We start from the raw sequence: 18401 nt of genomic DNA, 5'->3' as shown, positions 1-18401 counted from the left end.
AAACTAACACAATTATTTTAGACGATGACGTTTGCATTAGTATGTATAGCCATGCTGTTGGCGCTGGGCCTGATAGCCTTGGTAGCCAACTGGTTTGATAAGAGCGAGGATGTGATTGAACAAGGTCACGACTGCTCTACCTGCACAGCTGCCGACGAGGGCTCGTGCAAGATACACTGCCTGCTTGAGGAGAAGAAACAGAAGAGTATTAGTGAATAGTGATTAGTGAAGAGTGAATAGTGAGATGGAATGGGCGATATATGGGCATGGTGTTGGTTGTCGCGTTGGTGGCAACCATGGGCTTTGCGCAAAACAAAAACACCGCCAAGAGCCGGTTCTGGCACGCCTTCAACGCCCGCTATAACACCTATTATAATGGTCACATGGCCTTTCTGGATGGAAATTTGGAGAAAGAGAAAGGCCACAAGGATAACTTTACCGAACTGTTGCCGCTTTACCCCGTTGGCAACAAACTGAGTCGCGACATAGGAAAATCGCATTACGAGCGAACGGTTGAGAAGATGGAGAAAGCCATCCAGCGCCACACCATTAAGGTGAAAGGGCGCGAGCAGAACCCGTTTCTGTGGAAAGCATGGCTGATGCTTGGTAAGGCACAGTTTCAGATGGGACAGTTTGAAGAGGCTGCCGCTACCTTCTCGTACATGGCACGCCTGTACCTGGGCGATCCTGCCCGCAGCGGACTGGCCCGTGCGTGGCTGGCCAAAAGCTACACTATGTTGGGCTGGCGATACGATGCCGAGGACGTGATTCGTAACATGAGTCGCGACTCGATGGATTTCCGTGCCGTTAAGGATTGGGATTACACCTACGCCAACTATTACATCAGCGTGGGCGATTACCCCAAGGCTGTGCCTTATCTGCGCAAGGCCATCAAGCACGAACGCCGTAAAACCCAGCGTGCCCGCGAGTGGTACCTGATGGGACAGATACAGAACCTGATGGGCAACCAGCAAGAGGCTTACAAGGCTTTTGCCCGTGTGATACGCTGCAGTCCGCCTTACGAGTTGCAGTTTAACGCCCGTATAGCCCAGACCGAAGTGCTGGCTAAGAACAACGGCAAGCAGATGATAGGTAAGCTGAAGCGCATGGCCGCCAACGATAACAATGCCGAATATCTTGACCAGGTGTACTATGCCATCGGCAACATCTATCTGGCCCAAGGCGATACCTTGCAGGCCATAGGAGCCTACGAGAAGGGTAACCTGAAATCTACCCGCAATGGTGTCGAGAAGGGTGTACTGCTGCTTACCCTTGGCAATCTGTATTGGGAACAGGAGAAATTTGCCGATGCCCAGCGCTGTTATGGCGAGGCTATCGGACTGCTGGATAAGGACCGTAAGGACTACGACCAACTGGCCCAACGCTCAAAAGTGCTCGACGAACTGGTACCTTATACCGAGGCTGTGCATCTGCAGGATTCGCTCTTGCAACTGGCCAAGATGAGCGAGAAAGAACGCCTGCAAGCCATCGACCGCGTGATAGCCGAACTGAAGAAAAAGGAAAAGGAGGCCCGCGATGCAGAGCTGGAAAATACCGCTAATACCCAGCAGACATTTAATCAATCAAATTTTGGATCGATTAACCAACGCGCTGTGCCTCAGTCAGCTGGCACCCAGCAGGCAGGTGGCGCATGGTACTTCTATAACCCCACGGCTGTGAGTCAGGGTAAAACCACCTTCCAGCGCGAATGGGGCCGCCGAGAGAATATCGACAACTGGCGCCGCAGTAATCAAACCGTGGTGCGCATGCCGTCGGGCGATGCGGCTAACGACAGTATAACAGCATCCGATGAGGCCGCTAAAGCTGTTGGCGATAGCATTGTTGCCCCCATCGACAGCACCGCTCTCGATCCGCACAACCGTGCCTACTATCTGGCGCAAATCCCATTCAGCGATGAGCAGCAGGCCGCCTGTCACGATATCATCAAGGATGGTCTGTTCCATGCCGGTATCATCCTGAAGGATAAGATGGAGCGCCTGAACATCAGCGAACGATACCTTCGCCGACTGACTACCGATTACCCCGACTACGAAAATAACCCCGAGGCGTGGTACCACCTATGGCTGCTGTACTCGCGCCAAGGAAGAACAACAGAGGCTGCCGAGTGCCTGGCCCGACTGAAGGCCGACTACCCCGACAACGAATATACATTGCTGATAGCCGACCCGTACTATGCCGAGAATGCCCGCTTTGGCGAGCAGATAGAGGATTCGCTCTATGCCGCCACCTACGATGCCTTTAAGCACGATGAATTTCAGGTGGTAAAGCATAACACCCAGCTATCTGCCACCCGCTTTGCCCAAGGCGCCCACTGCGATAAATTTGTGTTTATCAGTGGTTTGAGCCTGCTGAACGAAGGCGATGGCGATGGCTGTCTGGAGCAGTTGCAGCAGGTGGTAGAGAAATACCCCGACAGCGAGGTGAGTCCGTTGGCAGGTATGATTATCAAAGGTGTGCAGGATGGCCGCAAGCTGCGTGGCGGTAAGTTTGATATCGGCGACGTGTGGACCCAGCGCGACATTGTGCTGAAGCGTGATTCTACCACCACCGATACCCTGAGCACCGACCGTGGCTCACACTACCTGTTTATGCTGGTGTATCAGCCCGATTCGATAAATCAGAATCAGCTGCTGTTCGAGTTGGCTCGCTATAACTTTACCAACTTCCTGGTGCGTAATTTCGAGATACAAATCGATCAGGACGGTGAGCTGAACCGCATGCTGGTAAGCGGATTCCTGAGTTACGACGAGGCCCTGCAGTATGCCCGTATGCTGTACGACAACGAAACCCTGCGCCGATACACGGCCCGCACCATGCGCCTGATAGTTAGCGAGCAGAATCTGCCCCTGCTGGGCACCCAGTACACCTACGACGAGTATCAGCAGTTCTACGAGCGCGAGCTGGCACCCATGCAGGTTAGCAAGGATAATCTGCTGATAAACCCCGAGGCGGTGGATGCGCCTGATATTGAGGACGAACTGCCAGCCAAGCCCGCCGAGCAGCCCGCACCTGCCACGCAGAAAAAGCAGCAGAAGGTGCTGGATTTTGATGATGATTTTTGGTAAACAACAGATAGCGATATATGACAAACGGATTACTACTTTGGGTAGACGACGAGATTGAGCAACTCAAGGGCCACATCATGTTCCTCGAGAAGAAAGGCTATGAAATCGTGACCGTTAGCAACGGTACCGATGCCCTCGACCTGTGTCGTCAGCGCAACTTCGACCTGGTGCTGCTGGATGAGCAGATGCCTGGTATCAGCGGTCTCGAAACCCTGCGCCAGCTCAAGGAGATTAATCCCTCAATCCCCGTGGTGATGGTTACCAAGAGCGAGGAGGAGAACATTATGGAGCAGGCCATCGGGCAGAAGATTGCCGACTACCTGATAAAGCCCGTAAACCCCAATCAGATATTGTTGACGCTCAAGAAGAATATCCACCGCCGTGCCATTGAAACAGAAATCACACAAACGCAGTATCAGCAGAACTTCCAGCAGATAGCCATGCAGATAATGGACTGCAAAACGTGGAATGATTGGGTGCAGGTGTACAAGCGCCTGGTACACTGGGAGCTGGAGCTGAGTGCCGCCGAAAGCACCATGACCGAGATGCTGCAGATGCAGAAGGAGGAGGCCAACAACGGCTTTGCCAAGTTTATCAAGAAGAATTATCTGGATTGGATAGCAGGTGGGGGAGAGAAGCCCGTTCTTTCGCCCGAGATATTTAAAACCAAGGTGTTCCCCATGCTCAATGCGGGCGAAAAGGTGTTCCTGGTGGTGCTCGATAACTTCCGTTACGACCAATGGCGCGTGCTGTCGGGCGAACTGAGTGCCTACTTTGATATCGACGAGGACATGTATTACAGCATTCTGCCCACCGCCACGCAGTATGCGCGCAATGCCATCTTCAGTGGTTTGATGCCTAACAAGATACAGGAGATGTTCCCCGACCTCTGGGTGAATGAAGACGAGGAGGAGGGTAAGAACCTGAACGAGGAACCGCTGATTCGTACCCAGCTGGAGCGCTATCGCCGTAAGGAGACTTTTTCTTATCACAAGATAAACACCCAGGCCGATGCCGACAAGCTGATGCAGCAGATGCAGCAGATAGAGAAGCACCCGCTGAATGTGGTGGTGTTTAACTTTATCGACATGCTGAGCCACGCCCGTACCGAATCGAAGATGGTGCGTGAGCTGGCCAACAACGAGAGTGCCTACCGTTCGATAACCCTGTCGTGGTTCCGCCATTCGGTCATCAGCGACTTCTTCCGCCAGCTGGCACAAATGGATTGCAAGGTGATTGTGACCACCGACCACGGCAGTATACGTTGCACCCAGCCCGTAAAGATTGTGGGCGATCGCAACACCAACACCAACCTGCGCTACAAGTTGGGTAAGAACCTGAGTTACGATGATGATAAGAGTCTGCTGGTTATCAAGGATCCGCGCAAGGCCATGCTGCCACAGCCCAACCTCTCAACCAGCTACGTGTTTGCCACGGGCGACTCGTTCTTTGCCTATCCCAACAACTATAATTACTACGTATCGTACTATCGCGACACGTTCCAGCACGGAGGCATCTCGATGGAAGAGATGATTGTACCGCTGATTACGCTTAAGGGTAAAAAGGTAAGAAGGTAGAATGTAAAAATGTAAAAATGAAAAAATGTAAAAATGCAAAAATATTATGGAGATTAAGATTAACAGTTTAGAGCAGATCGGGGATGCCGCCCGAGAGTTTATTGCCCAGATGGGCGATCGTCGTGTGTTTGCCTTTTATGGTAAGATGGGTGCCGGAAAAACCACGTTTATCAAGGCCATTTGCGAGGCTTTGGGGGTAGAGGATGTGATTACATCGCCCACCTTTGCTATCATCAACGAGTACACATCGGGCGAAGGCGAGAGCATCTATCACTTTGATTTTTACCGTATTAAGAAGTTGGAGGAGGTTTACGACATGGGCTACGAGGATTATTTCTACAGCGGTTGCCTGTGCCTGATAGAGTGGCCCGAGCTGATTGAGGAGGTTCTGCCCGAGGATGCCGTCAAGGTGACTATTGAAGAAAAAACCGACGGCAACCGTGTGGTTACCGTCGGCTAATTAAGTGATATGTTTGGTGCTGGTCGGAGTTACAGCAGAGCTTCGAACTTCTCTTCGAACTTACCCTTCGACTGGGCACCAATCAGTTTATCTACAACCTCACCATTCTTGAAGAACAGAATGGTAGGAATGTTTCGGATTCCAAACTCGGCGGCGAGGTCTTCGTTGTCCTCAACGTCGCACTTGCCAACCACGATCTTACCGTCGTACTTAGCGGCCAATTCTTCGATAATGGGAGCCACCATACGGCAGGGACCGCACCAAGTAGCCCAGAAATCAACTACCAAAGGCAGGTTACCGGCCTTCAACTCTGCAAAGTTTTCTTTTGTGATTGTTACTTCCATCTTAATCTTGTTTAATTATGTGAATACTATGTGAACTATCTCGTTACCAGCAAATTGCGTGCCATTAATTAATACTGTATGCCAAACCGTCGTGGGTGTTAATGTAATCGATGAGCTTATTCTTCACGTCGATACCCTCGCGTTTGCTACGCAGTAGCACGTGATGCTTACCACTCGAGTCGCGCAACTGGAAGAACAGTTTGGTCTTACCCGGGTTCTCGTTTATCAGCTCCGTCAGGTCGTTCACCAACTCGTCGTTCACCTGGTCGGTCATCAGCGAGATGGTGATGCGGTCGATGGCGCGCTCCTTAATGGTCTGCAGGAACTCTACACCGCCTATTTTCAGGTCTTTCGGGCCATTTTCGTTGTACATAAATCGGCTCTTAACCTTACCCGTTACATACACCGAAGCACCGATTGAGAACATACCTGCGCGCTGGCCCCATTCCTCGCCCATCATGAAGATTTCGCCCGAACCGTCGAAGTCCTCGATGGTAACCACACCGTAGGGTTTGCCCGTTTTGGTAAAGCCTGTTTTCTGGGCCGTTACAATACCGCCCAGTATCACATCCTCGCGGTCTGCCAATTTGGCGATGTCTGCCAATTCTGTACATTTGGTGTTGCACAGGTTGTCGAGGATAATCTTATATTCGTCGAGCGGATGGGCCGACAGATAGATACCTACCAGCTCGCGCTCCTTGTTCAGTCGTTCGATGTCGCTCCAGCGGATGTCGTTCTTGGGTGGCTGAGGCTGAGCTATCTCCACACCCTCGCCAAACATGCCGAACAGCGAGTTCTTCATCTCGGCCTGCTCCTGCTGGTACAGCTGTCCGTAACGGCACAGCATCTCAATAAATGTCTCGCCCTTGGGGTTCTTGGCAAAGTAATCCTCGCGACGGATGCCGAAGCTGTCGAAACCACCGCTCAGTGCCAGCGATTCGAAGGCCTTACGGTTCACAGCCGAGAAGTTTACGCGCTGGGCAAAGTCGTAGATATCCTTATAGGGTCCGTTTTTCTCGCGCTCGTCGATAATCGAGAGTGCAGCCGAATCGCCCATACCCTTGATGGCACCCAGACCGAAACGGATTTCGCCATGATGGTTCACACCGAACTTCTCGTACGACTCGTTCACATCAGGGCCCAGCGTGGCTATACCCATCTGCTTGCACTCATCCATCAGCTTGGTAATTTCGGTAATCTGGTCGCGGCGGCGGCTCATGATGGCCGCCATGTATTCGGCAGGGTAGTTGGCCTTGAGATAAGCCGTTTGATAGGCCACCCACGAGTAGCAGGCTGCGTGCGATTTGTTGAACGCATACGATGCAAACTTCTCCCAGTCGGCCCAGATCTTCTCCAGCACCTTCGGGTCGTGACCGTTCTTCTTACCGCCCTCGATAAACTTAGGCTTCATGGCGTCAACAATATCCTTTTTCTTCTTACCCATGGCCTTACGCAGGGCATCACTCTCGCCTCGGGTAAAGTCGGCCAGCTGACGTGAAAGCAGCATCACCTGCTCCTGATACACCGTAATACCGTAGGTATCCTTCAGGTACTTCTCCATGCAGTCGATATCGTAAGTAATGGGCTCGCGGCCGTTCTTACGGGCGATGAACGAGGGGATGTAGTCCATAGGTCCCGGGCGATACAGGGCGTTCATGGCAATCAGGTCTTCGAACACCGTGGGGTGCAGCTCGCGCAGGTACTTCTGCATACCTTGCGACTCGAACTGGAACGTACCTACGGTGCGGCCTTGCTGATAAAGTTCGTATGTCTTGGGGTCGTCGATGGGGATGGTGTCCAGGTCCACATCGATGCCGCGTGTTCGTTTGATATTGGCGCAGGCCTCTTTCAACTCCGACAGGGTTTTCAGACCCAGGAAGTCCATCTTGATCAATCCGGTAGATTCAATCACGTGTCCGTCGTACTGCGTACAGTTGGTCTTGGTGCCCTTAAAGTCGGGGTCATCGGCCGTTGATACGGGTACGTGGTCAGATATCGGGTCGCGACAGATGATGAATCCGCACGCGTGGATACCTGTACCGCGCACGGTGCCCTCCAGCATCTTGGCATACTTCATGGTGTTGGCAATATGCGGGTCGGTAGATGCTTCGGCCTCCTGCAGCTCGGGCACAGCCTTGATGGCGTTGGTCAGGTTCATCTTCGGCGTTTTACCATCTACTTCGGGCAGTCGGTCGGGGATGGCCTTACACAGGGCGTTTGATATAGCCAGCGGCACATTCTCTACACGGGCTACGTCCTTGATCGAGTTCTTGGTAGCCATCGATGCGTAGGTGATGATATGTGCACAGTTCTCGTGCCCGTACTTATCCATTACCCACTTCAGCACTTTTCCGCGGCCGTCATCGTCGAAGTCGGTATCGATATCAGGCAGCGAGATACGGTCGGGGTTCAGGAAACGCTCAAACAGCAGGTCGTACTTCAGGGGGTCGATCTTGGTGATACCCAGGCAGTAGGCTACCACACTACCGGCAGCCGATCCACGGCCGGGACCTACCATCACACCCAGCTCGTCGCGGGCCGAGTTGATAAAGTCCTGCACAATCAGGAAGTAGCCCGGGAAACCCATCGTCTTCATAATGTGCAGCTCGAATTTTACGCGCTCCTCAACATCCTTTGGTATGGGGTTGCCGTAGCGTCTCTCGGCTCCTTCGTAGGCCAGTTTGGCCAGGTAGTCGGCTTCGAACTTAATACGGTATATCTTGTCGTAGCCGCCCAGTTTTTTGATTTTCTTCTCGGCGGCTTCGGGGTCGAGCGGGTTCTCTCCGTTCTCATCGGTGGTAAACTCCTCAAACAGCTGCTGCTCGGTAAACTTCTGTCGCCACTCCTCCTCGGTACCGAAGCTCTCGGGGATAGGGAAGAAGGGCATAATTGGGTCGGCATCCAGACTGTAGGTTTCCACCTTATTTAATATCTCCACGGTGTTGGCCAGCGCTTCGGGCACATCGCTGAAGATGTCGTTCATCTCCTGCTGGGTCTTGAACCACTCCTGCTTCGAGTACAGCATACGTGTGGGGTCGTCCAGGTCCTTACCCGTAGCCAGACACAGCAGGTGGTCGTGGGCCTCGGCATTCTCCTTGTCCACAAAGTGGCTATCGTTGGTACACACCAGCTTTACGCCGTACTCCTTAGCCAGTTCAATCAGCACCTTGTTGGCCTGCTGCTGCAGGGGGAAGGTTTCGCGGTTGGCGCGAATGTTCGGGTCGGTCACCTCGTGGCGCTGCAGCTCCAGATAGTAGTCGTCGCCCCACAGGTTCTTGTGCCACTCGATGGCTTTGCGGGCACCCTCGATGTCGCCTTTCAGGATTTTGGCAGGCACCTCGCCGGCAATACAGGCCGAGCACACAATCAGATCTTCGTGATACTTCTCCAGCTGCTTGTGGTCGGTACGCGGACGGTTGTAGAAACCATCCACCCACGAGTTACTTACCAGCTTAATCAGGTTCTTGTAGCCATGCTCGTTCTTGGCCAGCACTATCAGGTGGTATCCACCCAGGTCTTCCTTGCCTTCTTTCAGCATCATGTCGCCTCGGCGTGCCACATACATCTCGCAACCAAAAATGGGCTTAAAAGGTTCAAGTCCGTCTTTTTTACGCTGTTTGTTCACACCGTTGCATATGTCGTGAAATTCCTTAATGCCGAACATGTCGCCGTGGTCGGTAATGGCCATACCCTTCATGCCATCGCCGATAGCTTTGTCTACAAGCTTTTTGATACTCGACTGTCCGTCGAGTATCGAGTAATATGTATGTACGTGCAGATGTACGAAATCTTCCATCGTTTTCTCTTGAAATGCTTATTTTTGTGGTCCAAAGTTACGCCGATTTTTCGAGATTACCAAAAGAAAAACGTGAAAAGTTTGTAATTCTCGTATAAAAGATGTACCTTTGCACCCAGAATTGAAACAATCGAAAGTAACTGATGGGAGAAAGAATCAAGAAACTCAAGAAGATTAGAATACATCGCGAGGGTACTAACGAGTTGACGCTCAGTGCCTTGGCAATTGTCGGCATAGGCTCATTACTGTGGTACGGACTGGAAATAACCATTCCGTTCTGGATTTTTGTGGCTGTGTTTGTTACTGCATGGTTTATTGCACTTAACTTTTATCGTTGTCCAATCCGCTATTTTAATGGCGATACCGATAAGTTGGTGGTGGCTCCTGCCGACGGAAAGATTGTAGTGGTTGAGGAGGCCGAGGAGAATACCTATTTTCACGATAAGCGACTGATGATTTCAATCTTTATGAGTCCGCTTAACGTGCATGCCAACTGGTATCCGGTTGATGGTAAGGTAAAGTTTGTGAAGCACTTTAACGGCAATTATCACAAGGCTTGGCTGCCCAAGGCCAGCGAGGAGAACGAGCATGCCGACATTATGATTACCACTGCCGACGGTCAGGATATCCTGGTGCGCCAGATTGCTGGTGCCATGGCTCGCCGTATCGTTACCTACGCCAAGGATGGCGAGGAGTGCTATATCGACGAGCACCTGGGTTTTATTAAGTTAGGTTCGCGCGTAGATGTGTACCTGCCACTTACTGCCAAGGCTACCGTTACAATGAACCAGCCAACCACCGGCGATCAGACTGTCATCGCCAAGCTGGCGTAATGTCAATGTTTAATGTTTAATGTTTAATCTTTAATGTTTAAGAAGCATATCCCTAACACGATAACCTGCTGCAACCTTATTTCGGGCTGCATAGCAACGCTGTACGCCTTCGAGGCTAACTTTGATATGGCGCTGCTGTTTATCATCATCGGTGCTGTATTCGATTTCTTTGATGGCATGAGTGCCCGTTTGCTGGGTGTTTCATCGCCTATCGGTAAGGAGCTCGATTCGCTGGCCGACGATATCACCTTTGGCTTTGCCCCATCGGCTATCGTGTTCAGTTATCTTTGCACCTTCCACACCCACTTGGTTTGGATGCCTTACCTGGCATTTGTGATGGCTGCTTTCTCGGCCTTGCGACTGGCCAAGTTTAATCTCGATGAGCGCCAGGCATTAGGCTTTATCGGTCTGCCCACACCTGCCAACGCGCTGTTCTGGGGTTCGCTGGTTTGCGGACTTACCGAGTACGAGGTAGCCTTTGATGGTTTGGAGTGGATTATTCTGGTTGGAACCTTTATCAGCTGTTATCTGCTGATTGCTGAGATACCTATGTTTGCCCTCAAGTTTAAGCACTGGGGGTGGAAAGGCAACGAGATTAAGTACGTGTTTGTACTCTCGTGTGTACCCTTGTTACTCCTGTTGGGAGTAAGCGGCTTTGCGGCCATCATTGCATGGTACGTAGTGCTGTCGGAGTTTGCTAATGTAACTAAAAAGAAGTAAAAGATGGTCTTTATGAAGACTTTTGTGGCCTTTATTGTGTTTGGCTTCATTGCCCTGGCTGTTATCGCTATCATCGTTATTAACGTGTTGTATCGCAACATGAAGCGTATGCGCGAGGATGTTGAGGATTATATGTACCGCCGCGGTCGTCGACAGGAGGCAAAGGAGCGTAACCCCTTTGGCGAGGATTATTTCAAGAGCAGTCGCAAGCCAGGCTCGCAGAGCGCTGGTAAGGGCGGTGCCAATGCACAAGGTGGACCACAATATAAAACCACCCGTAGAACAACTACGAGTGGTGGTGTAACTATTGTAGACGAGCGCCCCGATGAAAAGAAGATTTTTGAAAAGGGCGACGACGAATACGTAGAGTTTGAAGAGGTGAAATAGTACCTTAGTTGTGAACTAAGGTACCAATCTGTTCGCCATCCATTACCTTTTTAAGATTGCCTACTACGTCCATGTTGAATACGTAGATGGGCAGGTTATTGTCCTGACACATGCAGATAGCTGTAAGGTCCATCACCTTCAGTCCGCGTGCCAGCACCTCTTTGTAGGTAATATCCTCGAACTTGGTAGCTGTAGGATCCTTCTCGGGGTCGGCAGTGTAGATACCATCCACGCGGGTGCCCTTCAGCATCACGTCGGCCTCAATCTCAATACCGCGCAGGCTGCTGCCAGTATCGGTGGTGAAGTAGGGCGAACCTGTACCGGCTGAGAAGATGCACACGTAGCCAGCCTCCATTGCCTCGATGGCCTTCCACTTGGTGTAGAACTCACCGATAGGCTCCATGCGGATAGCGGTAAGCACCTTGTTCTTAACACCCACAGCACCCAGAGCCGAGCTCAGTGCCAGCGAGTTGATAACGGTGGCGCACATACCCATCTGGTCGCCCTTTACACGGTCGAAACCCTTCTGTGAGCCCGAGAGTCCACGGAAGATGTTACCACCACCAATCACGATACCAATCTGCACGCCCATGCCTGCTATTTCCTTAATCTGATTGGCGTAGTCGCTCAATCTCTCAGGGTCGATACCGTAGCCCTGCTTGCCCATCAGGCTCTCGCCCGAAAGCTTTAACAGAATTCTCTTAAATCTTGCCATCTCTTTAATTTTACTATTTCACTATTTACTATTTTACCATTTAATGTTCAATGGTCAATGGTCAATGTTCAATGACAAAAACCACTTCTTTAAATCGGTACAGATGTGCTATGCCGTTGGCATCCTGCAGCATCAGGCGGCCGTCGTCGGTAGTGCCAACCACGGTGGCCATAAAGCGCTTGCCGTTGGCTTCGAACGGGTGCAGTCCCTCGCGACGGTACAGACGGTTCATGTACGCCTGGTGTATGCCCTTGTTTTCGATGGCGCGTTGCAGTTCGTCGAGGAAAGCCGCCAACAGCTCGTCGCGATCGGTGTCGCGGCCTGTCAGCTGTTTGATAGATACGGGGTTGGGGGCATCGCTCACAAACACTGTCTGGTTCACGTCCAGTCCGATGCCTATCACGCAGTCCTTGATGCGGTGCCCCTCCAGTCGGTTTTCAATCAGCACGCCGCATATCTTCTTGTCGCCTACATAAATGTCGTTAGGCCATTTTATTTCGGGTGTTTGCGGTATGTAGCGCTGCAAGGTGTTGCACAGGGCTACCGATACCATCTGGGTAATGATGAACTGTGTGCGTGCTGATACCTTCTGGGGGTGGATAAGCACCGAGAAAAGCAGGTTCTGGCCCCGCTCGCTCTCCCATGTGTTGGAGCCGCAACCCTTTCCAGCAGTCTGAAAATCAGCCACAACCACCATCACACCCTCGCCGTTTTCCTTCATCCAACGGTTGGTAGAATCGGTCTCATCAACGTGCACTATCTTAAATTCCATCATATTCCGAGTGCAAAGATACAAAATTTTTTGTAACTTTGCACCATGATTAACGAAGAACAACAAAAAAAAGACGAACGCTACATGCAGATGGCGTTAGACGAGGCCCATTTGGCACTCGAGGCGGGCGAGATACCCATTGGTGCCGTGGTGGTGTGTAAGGATAGGGTAGTGTCGCGTGCGCACAACCTCACCGAAACGCTGTGCGATGTTACCGCCCATGCCGAGATGCAGGCCATTACTGCCGCTGCCAACACGCTGGGTGGCAAGTATCTTACCGAGTGTACACTGTATGTTACCGTTGAGCCCTGCACTATGTGTGCCGGTGCCATCGGTTGGGCGCAGATACCCCGTATTGTGTATGGTGCCCCCGACGATAAGCGTGGCTACCATCTGCTGGCTCCCCATGCATTCCATCCCAAGGCCCAGGTAACCCAGGGGGTGTTAGAGGACGAATGCCGCGAGCTGATGCAGAACTTCTTCAAGGCCAAACGCTAAGATTCTTACTGTAGCACTGTAGCGCTGTAGCGCACTGAAAAAAAATAGCGGGACTTGCTTTTTATGGCAAATCCCGCACTTCTTTTTATGGTATTGATATTAAAAAGTTATTTTGCATCCTTAGTTGGGGCTCTGAAGGCATCGTTGTAGTCGGTCTCCCACTGTGGGATGGCCCATGTCCAGTTAGGATCGCTGGTCTTAACGGTTACAGCGATGGCAACAGATGCGCTACCCCCCTTGGTAAGAGCCTTACGCGAAATCTCCTTGTTCCAACGCTTGTAGTCGCTGAAACCGAAGCCCTCGCCCCAAAGCTCCAGACGACGGTAGTTCACAATCTCGTCGAAGAGCTCCTCGCCTGTCTTCTCGCAGGTGTAGTTGGCATCACGTCCTGTTGAAGCGTTCAGCTCTACCAGTGCAGCCTGTGCGGCAGCCTCGTTACCCAGGAAGTAGTTAGCCTCGGCCTCGATCAGTACCATCTCAGATGAGCGGATGAATGGCAGGTAGCCTACACCTGGAGTGTCGAATACGTAGAACTTGGTCTGTCCACCTACGTAGTAGTAACCAGGCTGGTATGGGCGGTCCATGCTGCTGGCAGCCGATGAGTTGTGACGGTTCTCAACCCAGGCGTCAACCTCGTTCCAAAGATCGTCGTTGCTGAAGCCCATGATACCATAGCTCAGATAGTAGTTGTCGGCAACAGTTGCGTCGCTCAGGTCGAAGTTCTCGAACTTGTCAGGTGTGAGGAACAAGCCCTTACGAGCGTCGTTGTCAGGAATCTGGTTGGTCAGCTCGATGTCGATCGAACCAGCACCGTTAGCGGTGTTGTTAGCGTAGTAACCGTTACAAGAGTACTGTGTACCGTAGCTCCAGTACCACATGTTCTCTTGAGCGTCGCCGTAGCTACCGAAAATCCACTCGCTGGTTGGCTTGCAGAAACCGGCATAGTAATCGGCATTGCTCATCAGGGCATAACCCTTGCGAGCCAGAGGTGCGTGTGTAAGGGCTGTCTGATAGTCCTGCTTTGCCAGGGCAGCACGTGCATATACAGCGTGTGCTACGTTCTCGTTAGCAATCCAAATCTCGCTGGTACCACGGTTCATACCGCTCTGCTGGAACAGAGTGATAGCCTCGTCGAGGTCCTTGTAAATCTGGGCATAGCACTCAGCCATAGTAGCCTGTGGCAGCTCGCCTGTTGACTCATCAAGGCGCAGACAGATACCCTTGGCACTGCCGTTGTCGCTGTCCTGCCAGCGTGGAGCATAGTAGTGCAGCAGCTTCTCGAAGCTGTAAGCACGGAATGTGAGTGCCGAAGCCTTCTCGAATTTCTTCATCGACTCTTCGCCAGTGGCGTCGTCGATACGAGCGATGATGGTGTTAGCCTGTCCTACCAAAGTATAATAGTAGAACCAGGGGTAAGCATCGTACGATGTGTTGTTACGCAGTGAGTACTGCAGGTTCATGATAGGAGCCCAACCCTGTGCGTAGTAGTTGTAGAAGTAGTCCTGACTGGCGTAGTTCTCGTACAGGGCGATGATGCGGTTCTCGCCGGCACAACCCTGATCCCAGGCGGCCTGCTGAGTGCTCATGGTTTTGGCAATACCATTCAGAGCCTTGTAGGCGTTCTCGGTTGTGGCTACAGCGTCATCAGCCGAAATCGACTCGGTAGGAGCGGTGTTCAGATAGTCCTCGCCACATGATACCAATGCGGGAGCGCTAACCAGCATGAAACCCGCCATGATGTTGCTAATATATTTTTTCATACTTCAATATTCCTTTAATAATCATTAGAAATTAACATTGAGTGAGAAGTTCCAAACGCGGGCTGTTACGTAGGTATCGTCCGAACCACCAGTAAAGTTGTACTGTGGGTTCATACCCTTGCGACCGGTCAATGTAAAGAGGTTCTCAACACCAGCGGTAAGTGTGGCACCGTTGACACCTGCGTTCAGGCTGGTAAGCCACTTCTTAGGCAGACTGTACGACAGACTGATGTTCTTCATTACCAGGTACGATGCGCTGGTGAGCCAGCGGTCGCAGGTAGCGTTGTTCTTCGAACTCAGGTTGTAATCCATGGCAGGCACACCGTTTGGATCAATGCGGTTGGCCGATGTCTCGGTCATACCCTCGGGCACACCGTTCCAGGCCTTCAGAGCATCCTTGTGCAGAGCCGAACCGCTCGACATGGCGTTGGTGCTCATCAGGGTCTGATAAGTGTAGTCGATGGTCTTACCACCCAGGCTGTAGGTAGCCAGGAGGCTCAGTGTCAGGTCCTTCCAGCTTACGTTGCCGTGAACCGAACCGTAAACGGTAGGAGCAGCAGTGCCGTGGAAGTCGCGCTTGCCGTAAGCTGTATCGGTAGTATAGTCAACACCGTTGATGGTTACCAGCTCGCCCTGCTGGGCAGCAGTTTCCTTCTTCTCAGGATCGAGTGTGTAAAGTGAACGACCGGTCATCTGATCGACACCCTCGAAGTGATAGGTGTAGAAGTCGTACAGCGAACGACCCTCGGTGTAGTTGTGTACGCCCGACAGGATGTTGTCGCCGTTAGGCAGCTTGATAATCTTGTTCTTGATGAATGTAGCGTCCAAACCTACGTTAACATTCCAGTCCTTCTTCTGTAGCACGTCGGCATCAACTGAGAGCTCGATACCGCGGTTGGCGATGGTACCGATGTTCTTGTTAACGGTCATGTTGAAGTATTCGCCGTACGAGTACGAACCGGCAGACAGAGGCAGACGAACAGCAAAGAGCAGGTCCTTGTTACGCTTGTCGAAGTAGCCGATGCTGAAGTTCATGCGACCGAACAGGCGACCCTCGATGGCTGCATCTACAGTCTGAGCAGTCTCCCACTTAATGTCATCGGCGCTCCGGCTCTGTTTCATCAGGGCGCCCTCGCCACCGTTCTTCTCAATGTAGTAAAGCGCCTGGTAGCCATAGTAGTTTACACCGGCATCGTTACCCACCTCACCGTACGAGGCACGAACACGCAACTGGTTAACCCACTTTACAGTGCGCAGGAACTCCTCTTTCTTGGCATTCCAGGTAGCACCGAACGAGAAGAAGTTACCCCAGCGGTTGTTCTTGTGGAAACGCGACGAACCATCGCGGCGCAGCGATGCATCTACATAGTAGCGCTGATCGTAGTTATAGCGGGCGCGAGCCAGGTACGACTCGGTAGCATACTCCTCGTTGTAACCGCTCAGGTATGAGTTCTGAATGAAATTGCCCAGCACATAGATACCACTGGCCACCATCTTGGTATTCATACCGTCGAAGTTCTCGGTCTGGTAGTGAGTGTTCTCGTGACCTACCATGGCATCGATGTGGTGATTGCCGTACTCGTGACCCCAGTTCAGCAACTCCTGCATGGTGTAGTCCTCGTACTCGTTGCTGTAGTTAGCCAATCGTCCGCCGTTTGCAGCACCATCACCAATCTCGGGGTTGTTGTACTGCTGACGTGTAGATGAACGGTGCGACAGGTTACCCTTAACGGTTACCGAGAAGTCGTATGGCAGGTTCAGTGTCAGGTAAGCAGTACCGTTCAGTACGTTACGCTTACGTGTATCCTGGTCCTTGCGCAGCTCGTAAGCAATGTTACGGTTGTCAAGATAGTCAGATTTAGTATCATATACATACTCGCCATTCTGGTCGGTGGCAATGCTGCCATCGGCGTTGTGGCTGTAGATAGGATAGATAGGAGCCATGTAACGGGCTGTGCTGAATGGGTTGCTATAAGCGCTACCCTTAGCATTGTCGTTAAAGTGGCGGGTTGAGATGGTACCATTCAGGTTTACACCAGCAGTAAAATACTTGTTAGGTGTAAAGGTAGAGTTTACGCGGGCTGTGTAGCGCTCGTAGTCGCTGCTGATAATGTAACCCTTCTCGTTCAGGTAACCTAACGATGCGTAAACGTTGGTCTTATCGTTAGTAAAGTTACCGCTCAGGATGTACTCCTGACGCTGACCGGTACGCTCAATGTTGTCCTCCCAATCCAGGTCGGTGTAGCCATCCAGTACGTTAGCCACCATCTTACCGTTCTCGTCGAACAGCTGATCGCTGGCACGGTCCCAGATGTTCTGGTGCATCACGTCGCTAGCCAGGTGGGCGCTGGCATAAGCCTTAGCCTCGTCCTCGCTCAATCCCATCGAACCGGTCATAGCCCAGTTCTTCATGGCCTTCCACGATGTCTCCATGTAGTCGTTCACACCCAATCGGTCGTACTCCTTGATACCACGGTTGTAGAAACCATGGTTAATCTTCAGGTCGATAGATGAGTTACCCTCGTGCGAAACACCGCTCTTGGTGGTGATGATAACCACACCAGCCGATGCACGGTTACCGTACAGGGCTGCAGATGCAGCATCCTTCAGTACCGACATGGTCTTGATATCCTCGGGGTTCAGATCGGCAATGTTACCGTTATAGATAATACCATCTACTACGTAGAGTGGGGTGTTCGAGCCGTTGAGCGAACCGATACCACGAATGCGGATGGTAGGCTCGGCACCAGGCTCACCGTATGTGTTGTTAACCTGTACACCAGGAGCAGCACCCTCGAGTGCACTGGTAACGTTCGAGGTAATACGCTTCTCGATCACCTTCTGGTCAACGGTCGAAACCGAACCGGTAATACTCTGCTTCTTGGCAGTACCGTAAGCCACAACTACCACCTCTTCGAGTGTCTCGGTGTCGGGCTTCATCATTACGCGCATACCGTTAACGGCCTTCAAGGTCTCGGTCTTGCAGCCCAGGTAGGTAATCTCAATCATGTCCTTACCCTCGGGCATGGTTACAGTAAACTGTCCGTCATAGTCTGTGATGGCGCCAGTACCTGCACCCACAATCTTGATGGTAGCGCCGATAATGGGCTCACCATCCTCCTGTGAGAGTACTGTACCTGTAACTTTTGTCTGTGCCAGCGCTGTTCCCACAAAAAGGAACAGGCTGACGATGAACATCGTTAGTCGTTGTTTCATAAAAATCTCTCTTTTTAATAATTATATGTTATACCTGTAGTCTCAATCTCTTCCTTTTTTTGGACATAAGGTCCCGTTTCGGGGCTGCAAAATTACTGTATATTATTATAATAGGCAAATAATTTTATTAAAAGAGGGTTGTTTTCTAACATATTTTAACCATTTTAATACAAATGGTATTCAAAAAATCAATCTGAAAGCAGTTTTTCGCGGTTAACTTACACTTTGCTCAGCTAA

The 18401-nt window shown here is 51.5% G+C and carries 14 protein-coding genes; 8 read left to right on the top strand and 6 right to left on the bottom strand.

Annotated features, from left to right (window positions below; all coding sequences use genetic code 11):
- Window positions 1–24: 24 nt before the first annotated feature.
- The 4 genes from PRU_RS09840 to tsaE are packed head-to-tail and all read left to right on the top strand — an operon-like array spanning window position 25 to window position 5123.
- The gene (locus tag PRU_RS09840; RefSeq protein ID WP_013064692.1) at window positions 25–219 is read left to right on the top strand and encodes a hypothetical protein; all 195 of its coding nucleotides are present in this window, start codon (window positions 25–27) and stop codon (window positions 217–219) included.
- Window positions 220–260: 41 nt separating this feature from the next.
- Window positions 261–3086 carry a type IX secretion system periplasmic lipoprotein PorW/SprE gene (porW, locus tag PRU_RS09835; RefSeq protein ID WP_458695058.1) on the top strand — a complete coding sequence of 942 codons (2826 nt, stop codon included), beginning with the start codon at window positions 261–263 and terminating at the stop codon, window positions 3084–3086.
- A gap of 17 nt (window positions 3087–3103) precedes the next feature.
- Window positions 3104–4663, top strand: coding sequence for a T9SS response regulator signal transducer PorX (porX, locus tag PRU_RS09830; RefSeq protein ID WP_013064264.1), 1560 nt, complete (start codon window positions 3104–3106; stop codon window positions 4661–4663).
- A gap of 46 nt (window positions 4664–4709) precedes the next feature.
- A complete protein-coding gene (gene tsaE, locus PRU_RS09825; RefSeq protein WP_013063164.1) occupies window positions 4710–5123 on the top strand; it encodes a tRNA (adenosine(37)-N6)-threonylcarbamoyltransferase complex ATPase subunit type 1 TsaE in 414 nt (137 codons plus the stop codon).
- Window positions 5124–5152: 29 nt separating this feature from the next.
- Here the strand turns inward: tsaE and trxA are convergent, their stop codons facing one another.
- Together trxA and dnaE are read right to left on the bottom strand one after the other, a co-directional pair.
- Window positions 5153–5467 (bottom strand): thioredoxin, encoded by a 315-nt coding sequence (gene trxA / locus PRU_RS09820; protein WP_013065318.1) that lies wholly within the window; start codon window positions 5465–5467, stop codon window positions 5153–5155.
- A 64-nt stretch (window positions 5468–5531) separates the two neighbouring features.
- Entirely contained in the window at window positions 5532–9263 is a 3732-nt protein-coding gene (dnaE, locus tag PRU_RS09815) for a DNA polymerase III subunit alpha (RefSeq protein ID WP_013064970.1), read from the bottom strand.
- A gap of 143 nt (window positions 9264–9406) precedes the next feature.
- Between dnaE and PRU_RS09810 the strand changes: the two genes are divergently transcribed.
- The 3 genes from PRU_RS09810 to PRU_RS09800 are packed head-to-tail and all read left to right on the top strand — an operon-like array spanning window position 9407 to window position 11203.
- Window positions 9407–10096 (top strand): phosphatidylserine decarboxylase family protein, encoded by a 690-nt coding sequence (locus tag PRU_RS09810; protein ID WP_013065444.1) that lies wholly within the window; start codon window positions 9407–9409, stop codon window positions 10094–10096.
- 33 nt (window positions 10097–10129) lie between these two features.
- A complete protein-coding gene (pssA, locus tag PRU_RS09805) occupies window positions 10130–10816 on the top strand; it encodes a CDP-diacylglycerol--serine O-phosphatidyltransferase (protein WP_013064469.1) in 687 nt (228 codons plus the stop codon).
- Window positions 10817–10828: 12 nt separating this feature from the next.
- Window positions 10829–11203, top strand: a complete 375-nt coding sequence (locus PRU_RS09800) for a DUF4834 family protein (RefSeq protein ID WP_041386076.1) — start codon at window positions 10829–10831, stop codon at window positions 11201–11203.
- Window positions 11204–11207: 4 nt separating this feature from the next.
- Here the strand turns inward: PRU_RS09800 and pyrH are convergent, their stop codons facing one another.
- Together pyrH and PRU_RS09790 are read right to left on the bottom strand one after the other, a co-directional pair.
- A complete protein-coding gene (gene pyrH, locus PRU_RS09795; protein WP_013065609.1) occupies window positions 11208–11918 on the bottom strand; it encodes a UMP kinase in 711 nt (236 codons plus the stop codon).
- A 61-nt stretch (window positions 11919–11979) separates the two neighbouring features.
- On the bottom strand, window positions 11980–12693 hold the full coding sequence (locus PRU_RS09790; RefSeq protein ID WP_041386074.1) for a biotin--[acetyl-CoA-carboxylase] ligase: 714 nt from the start codon (window positions 12691–12693) through the stop codon (window positions 11980–11982).
- A 42-nt stretch (window positions 12694–12735) separates the two neighbouring features.
- Between PRU_RS09790 and PRU_RS09785 the strand changes: the two genes are divergently transcribed.
- A complete protein-coding gene (locus tag PRU_RS09785; protein ID WP_013064046.1) occupies window positions 12736–13188 on the top strand; it encodes a nucleoside deaminase in 453 nt (150 codons plus the stop codon).
- A 107-nt stretch (window positions 13189–13295) separates the two neighbouring features.
- Here PRU_RS09785 and PRU_RS09780 read toward each other — a convergent pair whose 3' ends face one another.
- Together PRU_RS09780 and PRU_RS09775 are read right to left on the bottom strand one after the other, a co-directional pair.
- Complete coding sequence (locus PRU_RS09780) at window positions 13296–14948, bottom strand: RagB/SusD family nutrient uptake outer membrane protein (RefSeq protein WP_041386072.1); 1653 nt, start codon at window positions 14946–14948, stop codon at window positions 13296–13298.
- 24 nt (window positions 14949–14972) lie between these two features.
- Window positions 14973–18164 (bottom strand): SusC/RagA family TonB-linked outer membrane protein, encoded by a 3192-nt coding sequence (locus PRU_RS09775; RefSeq protein WP_013063955.1) that lies wholly within the window; start codon window positions 18162–18164, stop codon window positions 14973–14975.
- Window positions 18165–18401 lie beyond the last annotated feature (237 nt).

Origin of the sequence: Xylanibacter ruminicola 23, assembly GCF_000025925.1 — a bacterium.
In the GTDB taxonomy this organism is placed as follows: domain Bacteria; phylum Bacteroidota; class Bacteroidia; order Bacteroidales; family Bacteroidaceae; genus Prevotella; species Prevotella ruminicola.
The sequence above is the reverse complement of the archived record's forward strand: the minus strand, read 5'-3'. Positions and strand labels throughout refer to the sequence as shown.

Coding starts and splice junctions, on each gene's coding strand:
- PRU_RS09840 (WP_013064692.1), top strand. CDS start 25: ATGACGTTTGCATTAGTATGTATAGCCATGCTGTTGGCGCTGGGCCTG.
- porW (WP_458695058.1), top strand. CDS start 261: ATGGGCATGGTGTTGGTTGTCGCGTTGGTGGCAACCATGGGCTTTGCG.
- porX (WP_013064264.1), top strand. CDS start 3,104: ATGACAAACGGATTACTACTTTGGGTAGACGACGAGATTGAGCAACTC.
- tsaE (WP_013063164.1), top strand. CDS start 4,710: ATGGAGATTAAGATTAACAGTTTAGAGCAGATCGGGGATGCCGCCCGA.
- trxA (WP_013065318.1), bottom strand. CDS start 5,467: ATGGAAGTAACAATCACAAAAGAAAACTTTGCAGAGTTGAAGGCCGGT.
- dnaE (WP_013064970.1), bottom strand. CDS start 9,263: ATGGAAGATTTCGTACATCTGCACGTACATACATATTACTCGATACTC.
- PRU_RS09810 (WP_013065444.1), top strand. CDS start 9,407: ATGGGAGAAAGAATCAAGAAACTCAAGAAGATTAGAATACATCGCGAG.
- pssA (WP_013064469.1), top strand. CDS start 10,130: ATGTTTAAGAAGCATATCCCTAACACGATAACCTGCTGCAACCTTATT.
- PRU_RS09800 (WP_041386076.1), top strand. CDS start 10,829: ATGAAGACTTTTGTGGCCTTTATTGTGTTTGGCTTCATTGCCCTGGCT.
- pyrH (WP_013065609.1), bottom strand. CDS start 11,918: ATGGCAAGATTTAAGAGAATTCTGTTAAAGCTTTCGGGCGAGAGCCTG.
- PRU_RS09790 (WP_041386074.1), bottom strand. CDS start 12,693: ATGATGGAATTTAAGATAGTGCACGTTGATGAGACCGATTCTACCAAC.
- PRU_RS09785 (WP_013064046.1), top strand. CDS start 12,736: ATGATTAACGAAGAACAACAAAAAAAAGACGAACGCTACATGCAGATG.
- PRU_RS09780 (WP_041386072.1), bottom strand. CDS start 14,948: ATGAAAAAATATATTAGCAACATCATGGCGGGTTTCATGCTGGTTAGC.
- PRU_RS09775 (WP_013063955.1), bottom strand. CDS start 18,164: ATGAAACAACGACTAACGATGTTCATCGTCAGCCTGTTCCTTTTTGTG.